Source organism: Stetteria hydrogenophila, from assembly GCF_054657575.1.
On record NZ_BAAHYL010000001.1, the window covers coordinates 350430 to 369207 of the forward strand.

Here is an 18778-nt window from a genome sequence, read left to right on the forward strand (position 1 = left end):
CCCGTCAACTATACTTCTTGAATCCTATGAGCTCAGCTACCTCCCTGAAGCACTGCCTGCACAGGTAGAGCCCGTACTTCTGGATAACAGCATCCCTGGTACCGCAGCGCTGACACTTCTGGGCCCCGCGGCCCATGACCTTCGGCTTCGGAGGCCTGATCTTAGCCACCGCGCTACCCCCCCTCCCGTTTAAACCCACTGGACCCCGAATTGCTGGGTTAAGAGCACCATCGTCTCCTCAGGGGTCACCCTATGCCTTAGGGGCACCCTCTTCTTCCTAGCCCTCCTCCTCCGCATTATCCTGTAGCCGGGCCTTTCAACGGTTATGTAGACGTCCATTCCTAGAATGCCGACCTCGGGGTCGTAGCGGACGCCGGGTATGAGTATGTGCTCCTCAATGCCGAAGCCCACGTTGCCGAACTGGTCTATGCTACTCCTCTTAATCCTGTAGCCTACAGCCTCCAGTGCTTTCTTGAGGAACTCAGCCGCCTTCTCCCTCCTAAGCGTCACCATGACGGCAATGTTCTCGCCCTTCCTTATGCCGAACGCTTTAATGGTCTTCTTCGCCTTCCTGAACACTGGCTTCTGGCCCGTGATCTCCTCGAGGACCTTAGCCGCTTTCTGGAGCCTCTCGCCGCTGTGCCCCAGCGCGATGTTGACTGTAACCTTGGCTATCCTAGGCTTCCTCATGGGGTGGGCCTTCCAGTCCTCGAGTATGCGCTCAACTACCTCCGCAGGTAGCGGGAGGCCCGCACTCAACTCCATGCACCCTCGGGCAGGCTTATCAAGGGCTTATCCTTACCTATGACTAGGACGTAATCTAGGCTCGTCTGGAAGATCTCTCCATTCTTGTCCTCAAGCGTCACTATGCTCCTCCTCCTGCCCCACCCCCTCTGCACACTCTTGATGACGCCTACCCTTCCAACGTTCCTACCGGAGGTAACTATGGCTAGAGCACCCTCCTCGAACGGCACGTACTCCTTGATCTGCTGCTCCGGCAGGGTGATGAGCAGGCTTCCCAGGGTCTTGTAGACATCCTCCACCGGGTTCCTTGGATCCTTAACCCTGATGAGGATGTTCCTGCCCCCGCTCAGGTTTAGCTGGATATGGCCGCCCTTAACCGTGGTCTTATCCTCGATCCTCACAATCTTAAGCTTAGCCTCATCCCTGCTGATGGGGTGGAGCTTGAAGAAGCGGACAGGGTAGGGTATGAACCTGTAAGCCTCGCCCGTGTCAACCACCTCGATTACGTCCATGAAGCCGACTGGGAACTTGTAGTCCTTCCTAACCCTCCCGTCGACCTTGAAGTGACCCTCAGCTATAACCTTCCTGGCCTCCCTAGCGGTCTTCGCGTAGCCCAGCACGTCCCTGACTATAATGAGTAGGGGGAGACTATACTCGGCCGGGTGCGGCCCAGGTCTAGGCTTAACCGTCCAGGTCCACACCTTCCTAGGTATAGGCCAGAACTTCGGCGCCGCTAGGGCTTTAAGCCTCCTCTGGCCCCCCATTCGAGCCATTACCCGCTCACCCCACTCTCAGCACTACCCGCTACCGCAGCCTGGGACTCGCCCGAGCCCCCGGAGGTTTTGGCTTCTCCGGCCTCCCTCCGGGCCCTAAGCTTCTCGAGGGCCTGCCTCCTGCCCGCCGCCCTGCGCTCGATCATCTTCTTCCTCCACTCGTCGTCGAGGTTCAACTCTATAATCATGACCTTAGACGGGTGGATGGGTCTGAAGACGGTGTCGCCTGAAGCCTTCTTCACCACAACCCCGTCCACGTAGATCCTGTACCTCTTCAAGTCTACCTTGACAACCTTACCCTCATGCCCCTTGAAGTCGCCCCTCATCACTCTAACCTTGTCGCCAACCCTCACAGGGAGACTCCTCACTCCATACTTCTCCCTAAGCTCCGGGCTCAGCGGGGCGCTCATCAGCTTCTGCCTGACGTGGAGTGGGGCGTTGAAGTAGGCCTTCCTCTGCTTCCTAGGCTGCCTGCTAGCCGTGAGCCTAGCCATCATCACCACCCTCCCCTTAGACTATGATCGTCGCGAGCTTCGCGATCCTCGGCCACCTCTCCGCGGCCTCCCTCGCCACGGGCCCCCTAATCTCGCTGCCCTTCGGCGAGCCGTCCTGGTTTATTAGTACAACCGCGTTATCCTCGAAGGCTACCCACGTGCCATCGGGCCTGCGGAAGGGCCTCTTCTGCCTTATTATCACCGCGTAGGAGACCTGCTTCCTCACCTCAGGCGTCCCCTTCTTCACCGTGACCACGACGAGGTCGCCGACCCCGGCCGCCGGCAGCTGGCGGAGCCTGGTCTTGTGTAGCGGAACGTTGATTATCATCACCTCCTTGGCTCCACTGTTATCGGCTACAGCAACGTAGCTACCCACCTGGAGGCCCCTGTTAACTCCGAACCTTGACATCGCAGCGCCGTACTTTTTCTTCTTGGGCATTGATAGACCTCCCCCCGCGCCGCGTGAGTCTTGCGGGCTTAAAATGCGTGGCCTGCGCTCAGACCTTGCCCAGGACGACGAATTTCACGGTTTTCGCTAGGGGCCTCGTCTCCCCTATGACGACTTTGTCGCCCTCCTTAATGTCGATGCATGGCGGGACGTATGCGTGTATCAGGTTGCTCCTCCTCTCGTATCTCTTATACTTCTTCACGTAGAATATGTAGTCGTGCCTGATAACGGCCATTTTCTTAGCCCTATACTTCTCCACGACGCCCTCTAGCAGAACACCGCGCACCCTTAGGTGACCGTGCCAGGGGCAGTTGGGGTCGTTGCAAGCCCTCTCAGGCGGCTTTACCCCGGGGATCTTCAGGTTCTTCACGAGCTTAGGCGCCGGCACCCCTAGGCCACCTCGCAGCAACCCTCTCCTCCGGCCTACCCAGCAGTTTATCACCTTTCACTTCCGCGACGCTCCCGCCGGGGAGTTCAAAAGCGAAAATGCTCCCCCTCTTCAAGGCTTTAACCACCTTGGAGCCCACTTTAATCCACAACGTCCTCGAGGTCTCCCAGTAAACAGTGCCCCTGACGCCTTCAAGACTGGGGTCTAGGCTCTTGAGGATGGAGACCCTGAGCCCGATAAGCTCGTGGTAGAGGATGTTGCGTTTGGTCCTCTTCACCGGGACGCTTCGCCCCTCCTTATTCCTAGCTCCTCCTCACGCATTATGGTGAGGAGCCGGGCTATGTTGCGGCGGAGCTCCCTAATCCTGGCCGTGTTCTCTAGCACCCCAGCCTTGGCCTTGTGGCGTAGCGTGATTAGCTCCATCCTCCACTCGCGGAGGAGCTTCTCCCGCTCCTCCTTACTCATCTTCCTGAGCTCATCCGCTTTCACTTTATGCTTCGGCACCGCCACTCACCTCCTCAGCCTTCTCAGCCCGCTCCTCCGCCATCCTCTCCCTAAGCTCCTTCACGAGGTCGGCCACCTCGTCCGGGTTCTTTATCCTAATGTAGTCCCCGGGCTTCCCGGGCTTAGCTATGATGACCTCGACGCCTATCACGCCCTTCGGCAGTAGGGCGTGAGCCACGGCTCTATCCACCAGCACGTCGACGTTGTGGCCGGCCTTGTACACTTTACCGGCCCTATACTTCTCGAACCTGGCCCTCTCGCTGGTGAGTTTCCCGCTTATCTTGATCTCAGCGCCCAGGGCCCCGCTTGACATTATCCTATTCAGGGCGGCGAACGCCACCCTCCTGAAGTGGTAGCCTATCTCGATCGCCCTTGCAATCCTAAACGCCTGAACCCTGGCGTCAAGCTCCGGTTCCTCAACTATGGAGGCTTGTATCCTAGGATTCTCGAGGCTGAAGACTTTCTGGAACGTCTCCTGGAGCCTCTTTACGGTCGACCCCCTCCTCCCGATGATCAGCGCAGGCCTCTCGGCGAAGATGTAAACCCTCGTCTCCAGCCCGGTCCTGGAGATGTTAACCCTGCTATACCCGGCTCCATAGAAGTTCTGGGCTAGGTACTCGTCAATCTTAGCGTCTAGGAGGCCCCACTCGATGAACAGCCTCGTAATCCTCCCCATTAGCCCTCGCACCCCCGCTACTCCTGCCTCACTACCATCTCGACGTGGCTGTGGACCCTGAATTTAGGCGTCGCCCTCCCGAAGGCTCTCGGCATCCACCTCTTAAGCGTGATCCCCTTGTGCGCCGCTACGTGGATTATCCTCAGCCTGTCGGGGTCGAGGCCCTTGTTCTCAGCGTTGTTCTCCACGTTGTTCAGGAGTTTAAGCATGTACTTTGCAGCCTTCACCGGGTACCTGCCGACGGGCCAGCCCCACTTGTCGGCGAGGCCCCTCCTGTGGGCCTGCTTCCCGTGAGCCCTCCTGAATGGCACCGCCTCCCTCTTCTCGACGACAGCCTGGAGGAACCTCTTGGCTTCACTCGTCTTCATGCCCTTTATAGCCCTAGCCACCTCGGCCATGATCTTTGGGTGGACGGGGACGTCCCACAGCATGCCCTTCGCGATCCTACTCTCATCCCTGAACTTCACGGAGTAGCCCCACGTGGGCAAACCATCCTCACCCCCGCTACTTGCCTATGTGCAGGCTGCTCCTCGTCGCCTTGAGGCCGGGCTCTCCGTGCTGCACGATCTTCGTGGTGTGGCTGAACTCTCCCAGGTAGTGGCCTATCATCCAGGGGGTTATCTTGACCGGGATGAACTCCCGCCCATTGTACACGGCAATGGTTAGCCCGATCATCTCGGGGAGTATGATCATGTCCCTGACGTGGGTCTTGATCACGGGGAGCTTCTTGAGCTTGCCCTCCTCATACTTCTTCTTAATCTTCCTGATCTTGGCTAGGAGCTTCCTCTGCGCCGGGGTGAACCCCCTGAGCAGGCTCCTCCTCTGCCTAGCCGGCAGTAGCTTGATCAACTCGTCCAGCGACATGTTCAAGAGCTCCTCTAGAGTCTTCCCCCTATACCTGAACCTCTGCCACTCCGGCGGGATCTCCTTCAGCAAGCTCACCCTAAGCTCCCTCCGCCCCTCAGAACCCCACGGGTCAGGGTCTAAATGCTGTTTGCGGCTTCTACCTGCGCAGAACGTAGAGAACCCTCCTTGCAGCGTCCTCGGGCTTGAACGCCACCCACACGCGGGCGCCGGCGTCCTCCACGCTCCTCCTAGCCACGTAGTCGTGGACCGGTGGCACTATGAAGACCACCCTGAACCCCCTGGAGACAAGGCTCCTCACAGCCTCTCCCACGTCGCCGCTCTGCACGGTCTGCTTTAGATCCGTCAGGACGATCAGCCTCTTCGAGGCCGAGTCCGCGGCCGCAGAGAGAGCGCCGTAGATGTCGGTTAAGCCCTCGAACTCCGCTGAGAGGAGCGCCGCGGCGACCTGCCTGGAGGTGAATGGGTAGCGGAGCCTCTCAATCCTGTGGCTGAATAGTATGAGGTCCCTAATGTTCCGGGCGAACGCTAGCGCTATACTCAACGCCCAGAGGCTGTACCTGCTCATCGAGCCGCTGACGTCGAGCGCCATGGAGACCTGCCTAGCCTTAAGCCTCCTCTTGAAGACGAGCGTGTCCGGCCTCCTCCGGATCATCCTGTAGATGGTCGCTCTAACCTCGAGCCTGCCGGGCCTGCTCGTGGCCTGGACCTTCTTCGGGAGAAGCCTGGACCCCGCCGTGGATGAGAGCCTCTCGAGCAGCTTCTCCGCAAGCCTCACGCTCCTGTCCCTGAGCGCCTCGTCGCCGCGCCTGTAGATCCCCCTGAGGATGGCGATGGAGGTGGCTGGGTCGAGGCGTGCAAGGGCATCGGTGAGGCGCTCGGTTTCGCCGTTCCCCACGGAGGCGACGAGGGCTTCGGCGAGCCTGGCGACCGCCTCGACGCTCGCCGGCGTGAGCTTTCCTCCGCACGCCTCCCTAGGGATCCCGGAGAGCTTGCGGAGTGAGGACTCGGCGAGGTGCCGCGACATCTCCGCGTGGCCCTCCAGCCCCGTCTCGATGTAGGCGATGGCCTCGCGTAGACTCCTCGCGGCGTCCACGGCGGCCTCTAGGAGCCTCCTCCGCTCCCCCCTCAACGGGTTCCTGCCCACACGCCAGAGCAGGTGGACGTCGACCCTCTCCAGTATCGACCACGCGCGCTCCTCGCTCCTGGACTCCTTCAACGCCTTGGCTATCAGCTGGGCGGCTTTGTCGTCGGTTAGGCTTGACGCAATCCTCACTATATCCTCGGGGCTGAGGAGGCCCGTGTCGACGCTGCCCGGCTTCCGGGCGAGGATGGCGGCCTCCTCCACAGGCCCCAGCAGGCCCGCCTCCTCCAAGTACTTCAAGGCCTCGGAGTCCACCGCTTGCCCCGACCTTATACGCCTAGCCAGCTCCTCGGAGGCCTCCTCGAGCAGCCTGCGGCGGCGCTTCTCCGAGGCTCGCCTTGCTAGCCGGAGGAGGGCGTCTGTGCTGAGCCTCTCCAAATCCTCCCTCCGCGCTAGCCCCATGCTGGCGTGGAGGTCCAAGTCGTCCTCGGACTGGGGGGGTTTGAAGTGCCTCACAGCGTCCTCAACGCTCCCGTAGCCCAGTAACGCCAGGCGCCACGCCATCCTGGCTATATCTCGCCTGCTTGCCACCCTTTCCTCGCCACGGATCCTACTGATGACTCCGAGTCTCTTCAGGTCGAGGTAGGAGGCTATCCTCTCCCTCCTATCCCCCCCGCCCCTGGCCACGGTCTTCTTGGAAACCCTCTGGCCGGGCTTCAGCTTGGCCTTGTCAAGCATCTCGAGTATGCCCTCCTCTATGACCTTAAACCTCTCCTCAACGTTGCTGCTCCTCAAGCTCGATGCTATTGAGTCAGCCACCTCGTTTATGCTCCCGGGTAAGCCGAGGGCGGATGCTATGACGAACGCTGCCTCGTCGACGGGTAGGTGCGCGGTGCCCTTCAGCACGGCGTACGTGTCCAGCAGCCTGGCCGCTTCGACCACTTGGGAGGTACCTACCTTGAACCCCTGGGCCCTCAAGCTCTCGGCGAGCGCCGGGAGGGCGTCGATGAGCTTGGATACCTTAACCCTCCTCAACCCCGAAAACCTCCCTAATAACCCTGCCAATTACTTCCTCATCCTCGACCCGCTTGACGAGGATGCTCGGCGCCGCCTCTACTACGTCGGAGACGCTTACAATGCTCGACCCCCTCAGCCGGGCTATGCTCTGAGCCATCTTAGCCCAGAGGACGAGCTCAGCAGTGCCCGGCTTGTGCGTGATGCTCATCCTCCTAAGCCTGTTGACGACCTCAATCATCCTGTTGTAAAGGCCCTGAGTGATCTCCGGCCTCCCGTCAACTCTCATCTTCAGTATCCTCGCCTCGACCTCCCTCGGGGGGTAGGAGAACTCGACGCGCACAACCCTCCTGAGGAAGGCGTCGCTCAGCTCGTTCTGCGCTATGTCCTCGGGGTTGCTGGTGAATATGACCTGGAACCCTAGGCCGGTGGCCCTAAAGACCCTCTTAAGCTCGGGGACTATTATCCTCCTCTTGTCGATCACGTCAAGGAGCATGTTCTGGAACTCCTCGTTGCTCCTCCTGATCTCGTCCACAAGCACCCCCGTGTCCAGCATGAGCGCCGCCAGCAGGGTTCTCGGTATGAAGCTCTCCTCGTTGAACCCCTTCTTCATCGCTATCAGCGGGTGGAAGTCACCTACAACCTTGTACTCATCGTAGTTCTCGCTGCAGGGGAGGACGAGCGGCTTCTTACCCGCCCACAGCTCCAGCAGCGCCTCGCCTATTTCAGTCTTCCCCGTGCCCGGCGGGCCCTCGAAGAGCACCGGCCTGCCGTTCATGAATGAAGCGTAAACGAGCGTCACCAGCCTCTCGCTCACAACGAGCTTGAACTCCTGCTCGAGTATCTTGACGGCTAACGCGGGGTCCCTGACGGGCTTCCTGTAGCCGACTACATCCTTGTAGGTCTCAAGTACCTTCTCGTATATGGGGTCAGGACCCGTCTTCATGGCCGGTCTGCCTGGCGCCTTCTCCTGCTCCAAGCACCTCCGGTGCGACCGGCGGGATTAAACTCATTCCCTCTAGCCACGAGCCCGGCTCGTAAACCTCTCCGGGAGCTTCCAGGGCTCGGTCCAGCTCCTCGCAGACCTCCCTGTAGGGGCAGGAGGCGCATCTCCTAGGGCTCCTCCTAGGGTGGGGGACCACCCCATGGTATTTGACCAGTACGATATCGTCGATTACCTGGAACGCTAGGGCTGCGAGGTCCGAGTCCAGCTTGTAGAAGTAAGCGCCGTTACGGTACTCTATCGCGACTCGGGCCTCCCTAGCGCTCCCGTTACGGAGAAAGCTGAGCGCGTACAAGGCGGCCTGGAGCACGTCGCTAACCCAGGCCCCTCCCCGGGGCGCTCTCCCGCTCTTCCTCTCAACAACCTCAACGGTATCCCCGTTAAGCCTGACCGCGTCGCTCCTGCCCAGGATCCTCACCCCGCCAACCACGGCTTCAACCCTTTTCTCGACGAGGTAGCCCTTCGTCCTGCCCAGCAAACCCTTAACGACGTGGAAGAGGCGGCCGAGAAACAGTCTGAAGCGCTTCCTCAGGCCTAGGGGTTGCGGGAGGTAGAGCTCGAAGAAGTAGCGGCGCGGGCAGTAGGCGAAGCTGTGCACCTCGCTTGGAGTGACTTTAAACCTAGCACTGGCCAAGGCCGGGGCTGCCTCCTGGCTAGTTGATCCAGCTTCCTTTAATAGCATGGTAACGGGTTAGATTATGGTGTTAATATTTAAAGCTTCCAGGCGGGTTATGCTTAACGGTGTTAAACCAGGGGCGTGGTGTAAGGTGGCGTCGCTTGAAGTTAAGGATCTAGCAGTTAGGGTCGAGGGCAAAGAGATACTCAAGGGTGTAAGCCTCAAGGTATCATCGGGGGAGCTGCACGCCATAATGGGGCCTAACGGTAGCGGTAAATCCACGCTAGCCTACACTATAGCTGGCAAGCCAGGCTACGAGGTTGTGTCGGGCGACATCCTCCTTAACGGGGAGAGCATCCTAGACCTTGACCCCGACGAGAGGGCTTTGAAGGGGATATTCCTGGGCTTCCAGGATCCCCCGCCTCTCCCCGGCGTTAGGCTGCTGAGCCTCGTCAACGCAGTCTACAATAAGAAGAAGGGGTTGCCGGTCACGGGCCGTGGTGACCCAAGGCTATTCAAGAAAGTAGTCCAGGCCCTCGAGCTGGTCAGCCTTAGCACGGAGTATGCGAACAGGGAGCTTAACGTCGGCTTTAGCGGTGGCGAGAAGAAGAGGATGGAGGTTGCCCAGGCGCTAATCTTCGAGCCGGAGGTGATAATACTCGACGAGCCAGACTCCGGCCTCGACGCTGAGGGAGTTAGGAGCATCGCCAAGATCATAGACGGGTTCAGGAAGGAGGGGAGGGCTCTGCTCGTGATAACACACTACGCCAGGCTCTTCAGCTTCGTGGAGCCCGACGTTGTAACCGTGCTCTATAAGGGGAGAGTGGCGGCTAGGGGAGGCGCGGAGCTAGCTAGGCGCATCGAGAACGAGGGCTTCAGCTTCTTGAGGGTGAACTAGGGGGTGAGGAGCGGTGCCTGAAGCCAAGGTTGAGCGTGAGGAGCTTATACCGTCCTACATGGCTGACGAGATCCTAGGACCGGCTAGGCCGGTGCCTAGGGCTATAGAGATAAGGGGCAAGATCTCTAGGAGCCTTGTTGAGGAGATATCGAGGATTAAGAAGGAGCCTGACTGGATGAGGAGGCTCAGGCTCAGGGCTTTAGAGTTGTTCGAGAAGCTGCCAACCCCCAAGTGGGTTGTTGGAGTGGAAGAGCTGGACTTAGACGAGTTGGCGCATTATGCGAGGCCTAATGTTGAGACTACAGCCAGTAGCTGGGATGAGCTTCCAAAGGAGATAAGGGAGTACTACGAGAAGCTTGGGATCCCGGAGATCGAGGCTAAGGTACTCGCCGGCCTCTCACTCCAGTTCGACAGCGAGCCGATATACAAGAGAGTAAAGGAGATGCTGAAAAAGAAGGGCGTCATCATGGTTTCGATGGATGAGGCGGTTAGGAAGTACCCCGACCTAGTGAAGAAGTACTTCGGGCGAGTCTACCCCATGAGCGACCACAAGTTTGCAGCCCTCCACTACGCGCTGTGGAGTGGCGGGGTATTCGTCTACGTGCCCCCCGGCGTGAAGGTGTACGAGCCCATCGAGTCGTTCTTACTCGTGGGTAACCCCGCGCAGAGCGTGTACGACCACACAATAGTAGTGGTTGACGAGGGGGGCTACCTGAACTTTATTGAGGGCTGCAGCGCCCCAAGGCTCATGAAGCACAGCTTCCACAATGGAACGGTTGAAGTCTACGCTCATAAAGGAGCCGTAGTAAAGTTCACGACGATGCAGAACTGGAGCAGGAACATTATCAACTTCAACAACAAGAGGGGAATAGCGGAGGAGAGGGCTAGGATAGACTGGATCGAGGGCAGCATAGGGAGCAAGATAACCTACACCTACCCATCGACGATCCTGAAAGGCAGGGGATCCTCCAGTTCAAGCATAGTGGTCCAGATAGCCAAGGGGCCCTATCTCAAAGACACTGGCTCAAAGATGATCCACCTCGCCCCCGACACTAGGAGCCGCATTGTCAACAAGAGCATAAGCGCCGAGGGGGGCGTGAACATATACAGGGGCCTGATCAGGATACCCAGGGGCGCCCGCAATGCTAGGAGCCACGTCGAGTGCCAGAGCCTAATACTCAACGATAAGAGCTACGCTTACACCTACCCGCACAACCAGATAGAGGAGCCCACGGCCCAGGTGACCCACGAAGCCGTCACCGGAAGGTTGGGCGAGGAGCAGCTCTTCTACCTGATGCAGAGGGGTCTGAGTGAGGGAGAAGCGGTAAGCATACTTGTGCTGGGGTTCCTGGAGGAGGTCATCGCGGAGCTGCCGTTCGAGTATGCTAATATCCTTAGGAGGGTGGTGGAGATTGAGTTCTCAAAGCTTGGCGGGGTCGGATAGCCGGGTCCCCAGGTATACCTGGGGGCAGTTAAGGGAGCTAGCGTCGAAGCTACCCTACCAGGAGATCAAGGACTCGCCGGTGATACCCTACTACACCAACTGGAACAGGCTGAAGAGAGCGGAGACCGCGGAGCCCGCCAGGGAGACCGAGCAGCCCCCGCTCCCCCCAGGGGTTAGCAGGGTAGACGCTATTCTAGGCGCTCCGGGAGACTGCAGGATAGCGAGGGGCAAGCGCCTCTCGAGGGAGGATCTACCCTTCTGGAGCATGCCAGTCGATAGCAGGATGGATGCGGTGCACGCGGTAAGGTGGCACTGCGGCGTCGCGGTGGATGAGCCGGGGGAGTACGTCATACTCCTAGCAGGCGGGGCGGGCTACGCGGGCCACCACGTTGAGATAAACGTGCCCGCGGGCTCCGCCGTGAAAGCAGTGATCATGGAGTACACGCCACGGCAGGGAGCGGCGACGAGGACCATCAAGGCCATCGTTAACGACGGCTCAACGCTCGACCTGACGCTCATAACGCTGGACGAGGGGGTCTCCTACACCGTCAGCCTCATAGAGCTTGGAAGGGAGGCTAGCGTGACCGGGAGAGTGCTTATCCTGCCAGGCGAGATGACTCACACCAAGGTCAACGCTGTGCTGAGAGGCGAGAAGTCCAAGGCGATGGTGGGGGCTTCAACGCTAGCCTGGGGAAAGGTTTGGTCCGACCTGATAACCAACACCCTGCACATTGGGGCTGAGACCGAAGGCACAATCATCCACCGTGGCATCGCCAAGGGGGGCGCCTTCGCCGTCCACAGGGGTGGGGCAAAGGTCGAGCAGAGCAGCGAGTGGTCCGCCGCGGCTATTGAGACCTCATTCCTGAGCGTCGACGACAAATCCACGGCGGTAGCTGTCCCGGTACTCGAGGTCGACACGGGGAACGTTAGGGACGCTAGGCACTCTGCAGTAGTCGCCCCGCCGCCGGGTGACGCGCTATTCTACCTGGCCCAGAGGGGCTTGACTAGAGAGGAGGCCTTGACGTTGATGGAAGAGGGGATACTAGCCGCCGCCGGGGTCCACGAGGCGCTGGGCGTAGACGTTGCAGACCTGTACTCGTGGGTGTTGAAGGTAAGGAGAGTGGAGGGCTAGCTTGAGACCCTCTCAACACCGATCTTGACCTTGGAGCCGTCTATCTCCCACTCCTCCACGGCCTCCCCGCCTTCGCCGAGCACTATTTCGACGGACCTCGTTTCCTCCATAATGTAATCCCTGAACTCCTTGATAGCCTCTAGTATCTCCTCGTCGCTGGTGCTAATGTAGGATTTGATGTAGTCGCTCACGTTGTAGCCAGCCTTCTTCCTCATGAACTGTATCCTCCTAACTATCTCCCTGGCGAGGCCCTCTAGGACCTCGCTCCTCGACAGCCTGAGGTCCACGCCAACCAAGCCATAGTCGCTGTCCTGGACCGAGAGCCACTCCGGGTACTCCGCCTTCACCTTGACGTGCCTGGCCTCTATGCGTATGGGAGCCCCGTCGATCACTGTTTCGAAGTAGCCCTTCTCAATGATGCTCCTCGCTACCTCGTCCTGGTTGCTGGTTATGATCTCCACCACCTTCTTGGTTAGCCTCTTGAACTGCGGCCCTATCTCGCTGTACTTCGGCTCCAGCTTGTACACCTTAGCCTTCTCGAAGAACTCTGGTCCAATGATTTCGATCTCCTTAGCGTTGGCTACGCCCGTGAGTATTTTGCCTAGCTCCTTCACCGCCTCGGCGGCCTCACTGGTGGAGGGGGCTATGATCAGTCTCCTCACGGGCCTCCTAAGCTTGATGCCCGCCTTCATCCTCGCGGCGAGGGCTGCCTCGGCTATTGACTTGACTACCTCCATGTGCCTCTCCAGCTTCTCGTCAATGAACCTCTCGTCGGCCTTGGGCAGCTCTAGCAGGTGGATGCTCTCCGGCCCGCCCTCGGCCTCCCTGAACATCCTCTGGTATATGTACTCGGTGAGGTGTGGGATGAAGGGCGCCGCCAGGAGGAGCCATGTCTTCAGGGCTGTGTAGAGGGTGGTGTAGGCTGCAATCTTGCTTGGAGTGTTCTCCTCCACCCACACCCTTCTCCTTATCAGTCTTATATACCAGTGGCTCACGTCGTCTACGATGAACTTCACGAGCCTCCTGGCCGCCTCGAAGGCCTCCATGGCCTCCATGAACTTGTGGTAGTCCCTGACTAAACTGTTCAGCTTCGAGAGCAGCCAGCGGTCCTCAACCTCCAGCTCCACGCTCTCCAGGCTGTACTGGGTGGGGTCGAAGCCGTCCAGCGACATGTATAGGTCGGCGAACGCGAACACGTTCCAGGCTATCCTGAAGTCCTTCTCCATCAGCGAGAGGCCCTTCCAGGAGAACCTGAGGTCCTCCCATGTCGTGTTCTGCATTAGCCACATCCTGATAATGTCGCGTGGGACCTTGTTCAGGAGCTCCCGTAGTGGCACGTAGTTGCCCAGGCTTTTGTGCATCTCCCTGCCCTGCTCGTCTAGGACGAAGCCGTGGGTGAGCACCCGCCTGTAGGGCGTCTCTCCAAACCCGACGACGCCGCTCCTCATTAAGCTGAAGAACCACCCCCTGATCTGGTCGTGGCCCTCTACTATGAAGTCTACGGGCTTCAGCTTCTCCCAGAGCTCCTTGTTCTCCGGGTAGCCTAGGCTGGCGTAGAACGCTATCCCGCTATCAAACCAGACGTCGGCGACGTCTGGGACCCTCCTCATGGTCCCCCCGCATCTGGGGCATTTGAACGTGACCTCGTCAACCCATGGCCTGTGAAGGTCCCTAGGCCTCCTGCCCGAGAGCTTCTCAAGCTCATCCACGCTGCCAACTACGTGGATGTAGCCGCAGTTCTCGCAAACCCAGATGGGGAGGGGGATCCCCCAGAAGCGCTGCCTGCTTATTATCCAATCCCTCACGTTCTTGATTATGTTGAGGTATCTCATCTTCGCCCAGGCCGGCTTCCATTCAACCTTGTCAGCCTCCCTGAGCAGGACTTCCCTCAGCTTGCTGACCCTGATCACCCACTGGGAGGTGGCCCTCATCACCAGCGGGGTCTTGCACCTCCAGCAGACGGGGTACCTGTGCTCGACCCACCCGGCGTGGAAGAGTGCACCCCTCTCCCTGAGGTCCTTAATTATCTCCGCGTTGGCCTCGTCTCGGAAGTGCATGCCGGCATACTTCCCTGCATCACGGGTCATGCGGCCGTCTTCGCCCACCAGGCTTATGACGGGAGCCCCAATCCTCTTGCCAACCTCGTAGTCCACATCGCCGTGGCCGGGGGCAGAGTGGACGAGCCCTGTACCCTCGTGCTCGCTAACGCCCTCGGGGGCCAGGACCACCTTGTGGTACTTGGATAACACTTTCTGGGCGTCAACCAAGTCCTCGAGGGGGTGGATGTACTCTAAACCCTCCAGCTCCCTCCCCTCCACCACTTCAACTACTTCATAATCCTCGACACCAGCCTCCCTCATAACGTGGTCAACACGGCTCTCAGCTAGGATTAACACGTCGCCGCCAACTCTGACCTTGGCATACCTTATGTCTGGGTGGGCCATCACGAAAGCGTTAGCCGGCAACGTCCACGGAGTCGTGGTCCAGATAAGCAGGTACTCGTTCTCCCTACCCTTAACCTTAAATTTAACGTAGATCGAGGGATCCCGGAGCACCTTGTACTCCGAGACCTCGTAGTCGGCCAGGGTGGTCTCACAGCGAGGACACCAGTGGACGACAAGGAGGTCCCTGTCAAGCAGCCCCTTCTCCCACGCCTTCTTGATGAGCCACCAGCCCGAGTTTATGTACTCATTCTTGAACGTTATGTAGGGGTTGTCCCAATCCATCCACACGCCCAGCTCCTTGAACTGCTCTATCTGCCCCTCAAGATTCTCCCGGGCGAATCTCCTGCACTCCTCGATGAACCGCGACACGCCTATCTTCTCGACTATCTCCTTCTTAGTCTTAATGCCCATCCTCTTCTCCATCTGAACCTCGATGGGGAGACCGTGGGTGTCGAAGCCCGGCTTGTCCCAGACATTGTAGCCCATCATCCGGTAGTATCTTAGGAAGACGTCTTTAATTACCTTGTTCCACCCGGTCCCTATGTGGATCTCCTTGGACGAAGTATACGGCGGGCCGTCGAGGAAGTAGAGCTTCCTCCCCGACTTTGAAGCCTTCGCTTTAACCTTCTCGTAGATACGGGCCTCGCTCCAGTAGTTTTTGGCCCACTCCTCAATGCTCTTTTGATCGTATTCCGTGCCGTGCAGCGCTCCAGGTATCTTCCCCACTTATGTAACACCCCCTTCTCTTAGCTTCCACCGGCACAGAGGATTTGGAGGGTAAATTTCGCTTTTCACTTTCTTATCTCTATCCAGTCCACTTTAACGCCCATAGCGTTGGCAGCCTTTGATTTTATCAGTGAAGCTATCTCCTCCTCTAGGCCGGGTGTTTCGTTAAACAGCTCTACGTAGTGAAACTCAGGGTGGACTATGGACTTGTGGTCAACCACCCTGCCATAACGTTTCTTAAGCTCTGCAACTATAAGCTTATGCTTGTCGTCATCGAAGAGTGTGTAGTATATCCTGTAGAGGCGTTTTCTCACAATAGCCAACAGCCACGCCACCCCCAGGGCTCTAACCAGAATTTAAAATTAGGTATAATGTGGTTTCCCTCCGGCTGGAAGTTGGCGGGGATGTTTTTGGTTTAGTAACTGATCTGCGACTCTTATCTGATCTGGTCTTATGAATTGAATTTATAATAGGTGTATACAGACAGATGATTGGTGGGGGGGTTAGTCGTGCTGCCTGAAGGGCAGGATGCAGAGCACCGGATGAGGCTGAGCGCTATCGTGAAGGTGGACTCTAAGGGTAGGATCACTATACCTCAGACGATTAGGGAGTCGCTTAATATCACGCCAGGCATGCCTCTAGCATTGATCGCCGATATAGACACGCGTGAGATAGTAATATCGCCTATCTCGGAGAAGAGCGCCGAAGTGTATGAGATTGAGATGGAACTCGTTGACAGGATGGGTGCGTTGGCCGAGGTCACCCAGGTCCTCGCGAAACATGGTGTCGACATCATAGCATCTAGGTGTGTAAGCATACTGCGGGGTAGGATGGGGAGCTGCACGATAATAGCCGACTTGACTTCAGCGGACGTTGACGCGGAGAAGCTTAGGGAGATACTGGAGAACCTCGAAGATGTGAGATACGTGAGGATTCGCAGCTTCAAACTGGGCTCCATACACGCCTAGCCAGCCAGCGCATACCCCGGGCTGCTAGCGCCTTGCAGCTTTATTTCTCGGCGCTCGATTGAGCTGGATCCCGGCTGTTTCTACTCTAAACTCCCTCTAGTCACCGTGGCGGTGCGGGGTTTACGCGGCCTTGGAGGTAAAGGTTGGCACGTGCGGGTTTCAAAAGTCGAGGAAGAAGCACTACTCAGAGCTAGACGTTGTTGAAGTTCAGCAGACATTCTACGACCCCCGGGGTGTGGATGCTTTTAAAAGGTGGCGGAGCGAGGCGCCGGACTCCTTCGAGTTCACCGTTAAGGTTTGGATGCTGGTCACCCATGGGTATAACAAAAAGCTGTGGAGGAGGCTTAAGTGGGGAGTGCCCGGCGACGTAAACCGCTACAAGCCCTTCGAGCTCAACCGGGAAGTGATCCAAGCTATGGAGGCGACCCTGGAGGCCGCTAAGGCCCTTAACGCCAGGATCCTCGTCTTCCAGACGCCAGCGTCGTTCAAGCCCAGCAGGGATAACGCTGCCAAGATCGTTAGGTTCATGAGGGAGCTGGGGCTTAGCGGTTACACCCTCGTATGGGAGCCTCGCGGCGAGTGGTGGAGCCGCGGGGAGCTACTAGTTGAGGTCGCCCGGGAGGCTGGCCTGGTTATTTGCGGCGACGTCCTAAGGGGTAGGATCCCGCCGGTGGTGGAGGACCTACTCTACACCCGGCTCCACGGCCTTGGAGGCAGGGGGGAAGTCAACTATAAGTACAAGTACACCAGGAATGACCTGGAGAGGCTTAGGGGCATCCTGCACGAGCTGCGGCCGAGCAGGGCATACGTACTCTTCAACAACGTATACGCCTTCGAGGACGCTGTAGCGTTCAAGAGCATGATCAGGCAGGACCGGGCAGAGCGCGAGGGGGCCGGGTAGCTTTAACCCCCCAACGCCCGGGAATACTATGGGCCCGACTGATGAAGCGCCGGCAATCGCGGCGGGCAACACCCCCTATTAAGGGCCCGCTTGGTAGGCCGGTGGAGGGATGGAGGGCCCGCCATTCTGGTGAAGACCCATGGGATCCAGGATCACCATGGCTTGGGAGCGCTGCTCCCTGTGCGGGAGGCTCGGGCCAACCTTCTACTGCAAAAGGCTAGGCGGCTGGATATGCGCGTGGTGTGCCTCGTTCATTGAATGCGAGGAGAAGAGGCCTGCCAGGCCTGCTAGGGCGGGAAGGCTGAGGAGAAGCCTCGCCCCAGACGAGGAGCTGATAAACACCGTTGCCTCGTTGAGGGTTCCAAAAAAGTAGAGGTCGCCGCGGGGCTCTACTCGAAGCTCGGGGCAATGTAGATGTACATCTTCTCCCCGTTGGGGAAGGTGTACTCTATCTTCATCGGGTACTGGGATGCATACGCAACCCTCACGTCCTCCGCAGCCCCGGCAGGCTTCGAGGCGGCGTCCAAGACCTGCCTGGCGTAACTGCTCTCGCTGGGCTCGTCAACCTCTAAGTCGAGCAGGGGGGCTCCAGGCTTCATTATCCACAGGTACTCCTTACCCTCGCCGCTGCATGAGACGTGCAACTCCCCCTCCTGGCTCTTGAAGACTACTATGTCGCCTACAACCTTTGCGTCGCGAGCTATAGCCTTGAAGTCGGAGGCGCTCATCGAGAACCTCGTCGTAGCCTCGAACTTCGGCTCCCTGTACTCCTCGCTCGGCTCCTCCATAGATGTTAAGTCGAAAGTTCTGGTGACCCCAGTCTTCTTGTCCTGGAGGACGACGTTTAGCCCCCCAGTCTCGTGGTTGCTTTCAATGATCAGTATATCGTTCCGGGTTGCCCTCTTGGCTATCTTGTTCAGCTCGTCGGTTCTAAACTTGTATTTAACCTCGCCCTCCGTTTCAATAGACTCGAGGCTTATCGATGGAATCTTTACTATCGCTAGGCTAACCTTGTCGGGGCTCATGAGCCATATCGTAACCTCATCGCTATTCACGATCATGAGCGCCTCGTCGTTTATCTTAGCTAGAGCCTGAGTTATGTACTTGAACTTGGTGGCTGCCGGGTACTGGAATCTCACCCACGCCCCCCCTAGCGTGTTTAAGCGGCCTAGAGATTTAATACGTAGCAGGGTGCCTGACGCACCCCGCGGGTGGAGCAGGTGCCGGAGAAGGGTAAAGTTAAAGTCTTGATAGACATGGGGAAATACATTAATGTAAGGCTTGAGGCGCCGGAGGCTGAGAGGCTTATACGCGAGGTCTCCAAGATTCTGGGCTACGAGTCCCAGGACGCAAGCGAAGCCCTGAGGTACATCAGGAACTTCGACGAGTTCTACGAGTTTATGAGGAAGAAGTTCCAGGACCACCTGGCGCCCCCTAAGAGCATAAACGACATGATTATGGGGACGGTTATAGTTGACTCTGTTAAGCTGGAGAAGGAGGGGGGCAAGCGCTACGTGACTGTAGTGTTTGATAGGCGAGTCCCCCTCGACGCTGTGAAGAAGGCCCTAAGCAACCTGGGATACGAGGTAGAAGTCGAGAGAAAGGAGATCGTTTAGAAGGCTTTGCCTGAAGCGTTTTACCTACCGCCGCGCCAAAC

General features: G+C 58.4%; 23 protein-coding genes and 1 pseudogene. 7 read left to right on the top strand and 17 right to left on the bottom strand.

Annotated elements, in window-relative coordinates:
* Window positions 1–4: 4 nt before the first annotated feature.
* From ACYQ3J_RS01910 to cas4, 14 genes and pseudogenes are all read right to left on the bottom strand, one after another.
* Window positions 5–169 (bottom strand): 30S ribosomal protein S14, encoded by a 165-nt coding sequence (locus ACYQ3J_RS01910; RefSeq protein WP_460123717.1) that lies wholly within the window; start codon window positions 167–169, stop codon window positions 5–7.
* Between the two features lie 20 nt (window positions 170–189).
* Complete coding sequence (locus ACYQ3J_RS01915) at window positions 190–765, bottom strand: 50S ribosomal protein L5 (protein ID WP_460123720.1); 576 nt, start codon at window positions 763–765, stop codon at window positions 190–192.
* Window positions 756–1517 (bottom strand): 30S ribosomal protein S4e, encoded by a 762-nt coding sequence (locus ACYQ3J_RS01920; RefSeq protein ID WP_460123723.1) that lies wholly within the window; start codon window positions 1515–1517, stop codon window positions 756–758. Before ACYQ3J_RS01920 ends, ACYQ3J_RS01915 begins: the two co-directional genes overlap by 10 nt.
* Before the next feature lie 128 nt (window positions 1518–1645).
* Window positions 1646–2011: pseudogene (rplX, locus tag ACYQ3J_RS01925) on the bottom strand (50S ribosomal protein L24); the annotation flags it as partial.
* A 16-nt stretch (window positions 2012–2027) separates the two neighbouring features.
* Window positions 2028–2450: a 50S ribosomal protein L14 gene (locus ACYQ3J_RS01930; protein WP_460123726.1), complete on the bottom strand. Its 423-nt coding sequence runs from the start codon at window positions 2448–2450 to the stop codon at window positions 2028–2030.
* A gap of 58 nt (window positions 2451–2508) precedes the next feature.
* Window positions 2509–2847, bottom strand: a complete 339-nt coding sequence (locus ACYQ3J_RS01935) for a 30S ribosomal protein S17 (RefSeq protein WP_460123729.1) — start codon at window positions 2845–2847, stop codon at window positions 2509–2511.
* A complete protein-coding gene (locus ACYQ3J_RS01940; RefSeq protein ID WP_460123731.1) occupies window positions 2834–3124 on the bottom strand; it encodes a ribonuclease P protein component 1 in 291 nt (96 codons plus the stop codon). Before ACYQ3J_RS01940 ends, ACYQ3J_RS01935 begins: the two co-directional genes overlap by 14 nt.
* Entirely contained in the window at window positions 3121–3351 is a 231-nt protein-coding gene (rpmC, locus tag ACYQ3J_RS01945; protein WP_460123734.1) for a 50S ribosomal protein L29, read from the bottom strand. Before rpmC ends, ACYQ3J_RS01940 begins: the two co-directional genes overlap by 4 nt.
* Window positions 3338–4027 (bottom strand): 30S ribosomal protein S3, encoded by a 690-nt coding sequence (locus ACYQ3J_RS01950; protein WP_460123737.1) that lies wholly within the window; start codon window positions 4025–4027, stop codon window positions 3338–3340. The genes rpmC and ACYQ3J_RS01950 overlap by 14 nt, the downstream gene beginning before the upstream one ends.
* A gap of 17 nt (window positions 4028–4044) precedes the next feature.
* Complete coding sequence (gene rplV, locus ACYQ3J_RS01955) at window positions 4045–4515, bottom strand: 50S ribosomal protein L22 (RefSeq protein WP_460123740.1); 471 nt, start codon at window positions 4513–4515, stop codon at window positions 4045–4047.
* Between the two features lie 16 nt (window positions 4516–4531).
* Entirely contained in the window at window positions 4532–4969 is a 438-nt protein-coding gene (locus tag ACYQ3J_RS01960; RefSeq protein ID WP_460123743.1) for a 30S ribosomal protein S19, read from the bottom strand.
* 61 nt (window positions 4970–5030) lie between these two features.
* Entirely contained in the window at window positions 5031–7010 is a 1980-nt protein-coding gene (locus ACYQ3J_RS01965; protein WP_460123746.1) for a VWA domain-containing protein, read from the bottom strand.
* Window positions 6997–7935, bottom strand: a complete 939-nt coding sequence (locus tag ACYQ3J_RS01970) for an AAA family ATPase (RefSeq protein ID WP_460123749.1) — start codon at window positions 7933–7935, stop codon at window positions 6997–6999. The genes ACYQ3J_RS01965 and ACYQ3J_RS01970 overlap by 14 nt, the downstream gene beginning before the upstream one ends.
* On the bottom strand, window positions 7919–8590 hold the full coding sequence (gene cas4 / locus ACYQ3J_RS01975; protein ID WP_460123752.1) for a CRISPR-associated protein Cas4: 672 nt from the start codon (window positions 8588–8590) through the stop codon (window positions 7919–7921). The genes ACYQ3J_RS01970 and cas4 overlap by 17 nt, the downstream gene beginning before the upstream one ends.
* 169 nt (window positions 8591–8759) lie before the next feature.
* Here cas4 and sufC point away from each other — a divergent pair, with 169 nt between their 5' ends.
* The 3 genes from sufC to ACYQ3J_RS01990 are packed head-to-tail and all read left to right on the top strand — an operon-like array spanning window position 8760 to window position 12082.
* Complete coding sequence (gene sufC, locus ACYQ3J_RS01980; RefSeq protein ID WP_460123755.1) at window positions 8760–9506, top strand: Fe-S cluster assembly ATPase SufC; 747 nt, start codon at window positions 8760–8762, stop codon at window positions 9504–9506.
* Between the two features lie 58 nt (window positions 9507–9564).
* Window positions 9565–10950, top strand: a complete 1386-nt coding sequence (sufB, locus tag ACYQ3J_RS01985) for a Fe-S cluster assembly protein SufB (RefSeq protein ID WP_460124610.1) — start codon at window positions 9565–9567, stop codon at window positions 10948–10950.
* The gene (locus ACYQ3J_RS01990) at window positions 10934–12082 is read left to right on the top strand and encodes a SufD family Fe-S cluster assembly protein (RefSeq protein WP_460123758.1); all 1149 of its coding nucleotides are present in this window, start codon (window positions 10934–10936) and stop codon (window positions 12080–12082) included. Before sufB ends, ACYQ3J_RS01990 begins: the two co-directional genes overlap by 17 nt.
* On the opposite strand, the gene ileS is transcribed toward ACYQ3J_RS01990, so the two are convergent.
* Both ileS and ACYQ3J_RS02000 read right to left on the bottom strand, forming a co-directional pair.
* Window positions 12079–15252 (bottom strand): isoleucine--tRNA ligase, encoded by a 3174-nt coding sequence (ileS, locus tag ACYQ3J_RS01995; protein WP_460123761.1) that lies wholly within the window; start codon window positions 15250–15252, stop codon window positions 12079–12081. The genes ACYQ3J_RS01990 and ileS overlap by 4 nt on opposite strands.
* Before the next feature lie 65 nt (window positions 15253–15317).
* A complete protein-coding gene (locus ACYQ3J_RS02000) occupies window positions 15318–15587 on the bottom strand; it encodes a hypothetical protein (protein WP_460123764.1) in 270 nt (89 codons plus the stop codon).
* Window positions 15588–15794: 207 nt separating this feature from the next.
* Between ACYQ3J_RS02000 and ACYQ3J_RS02005 the strand changes: the two genes are divergently transcribed.
* From ACYQ3J_RS02005 to ACYQ3J_RS02015, 3 genes are all read left to right on the top strand, one after another.
* A complete protein-coding gene (locus tag ACYQ3J_RS02005; protein WP_460123767.1) occupies window positions 15795–16220 on the top strand; it encodes an AbrB/MazE/SpoVT family DNA-binding domain-containing protein in 426 nt (141 codons plus the stop codon).
* Window positions 16221–16350: 130 nt separating this feature from the next.
* Window positions 16351–17121 (top strand): DUF72 domain-containing protein, encoded by a 771-nt coding sequence (locus ACYQ3J_RS02010; protein ID WP_460123770.1) that lies wholly within the window; start codon window positions 16351–16353, stop codon window positions 17119–17121.
* Window positions 17122–17260: 139 nt separating this feature from the next.
* Window positions 17261–17494 carry a hypothetical protein gene (locus tag ACYQ3J_RS02015; RefSeq protein ID WP_460123773.1) on the top strand — a complete coding sequence of 78 codons (234 nt, stop codon included), beginning with the start codon at window positions 17261–17263 and terminating at the stop codon, window positions 17492–17494.
* Between the two features lie 16 nt (window positions 17495–17510).
* Here ACYQ3J_RS02015 and ACYQ3J_RS02020 read toward each other — a convergent pair whose 3' ends face one another.
* Window positions 17511–18260, bottom strand: coding sequence for a DNA polymerase sliding clamp (locus tag ACYQ3J_RS02020; protein ID WP_460123776.1), 750 nt, complete (start codon window positions 18258–18260; stop codon window positions 17511–17513).
* Window positions 18261–18332: 72 nt separating this feature from the next.
* Between ACYQ3J_RS02020 and ACYQ3J_RS02025 the strand changes: the two genes are divergently transcribed.
* The gene (locus tag ACYQ3J_RS02025; RefSeq protein WP_460123779.1) at window positions 18333–18737 is read left to right on the top strand and encodes a hypothetical protein; all 405 of its coding nucleotides are present in this window, start codon (window positions 18333–18335) and stop codon (window positions 18735–18737) included.
* The last annotated feature ends 41 nt before the right edge of the window (window positions 18738–18778 follow it).

Coding starts and splice junctions, on each gene's coding strand:
- ACYQ3J_RS01915 (WP_460123720.1), bottom strand. CDS start 765: ATGGAGTTGAGTGCGGGCCTCCCGCTACCTGCGGAGGTAGTTGAGCGC.
- ACYQ3J_RS01920 (WP_460123723.1), bottom strand. CDS start 1,517: ATGGCTCGAATGGGGGGCCAGAGGAGGCTTAAAGCCCTAGCGGCGCCG.
- ACYQ3J_RS02005 (WP_460123767.1), top strand. CDS start 15,795: ATGAGGCTGAGCGCTATCGTGAAGGTGGACTCTAAGGGTAGGATCACT.
- sufB (WP_460124610.1), top strand. CDS start 9,565: ATGGCTGACGAGATCCTAGGACCGGCTAGGCCGGTGCCTAGGGCTATA.
- ACYQ3J_RS01950 (WP_460123737.1), bottom strand. CDS start 4,027: ATGGGGAGGATTACGAGGCTGTTCATCGAGTGGGGCCTCCTAGACGCT.
- ACYQ3J_RS01970 (WP_460123749.1), bottom strand. CDS start 7,935: ATGAAGACGGGTCCTGACCCCATATACGAGAAGGTACTTGAGACCTAC.
- ACYQ3J_RS02015 (WP_460123773.1), top strand. CDS start 17,261: ATGGGATCCAGGATCACCATGGCTTGGGAGCGCTGCTCCCTGTGCGGG.
- ACYQ3J_RS01930 (WP_460123726.1), bottom strand. CDS start 2,450: ATGCCCAAGAAGAAAAAGTACGGCGCTGCGATGTCAAGGTTCGGAGTT.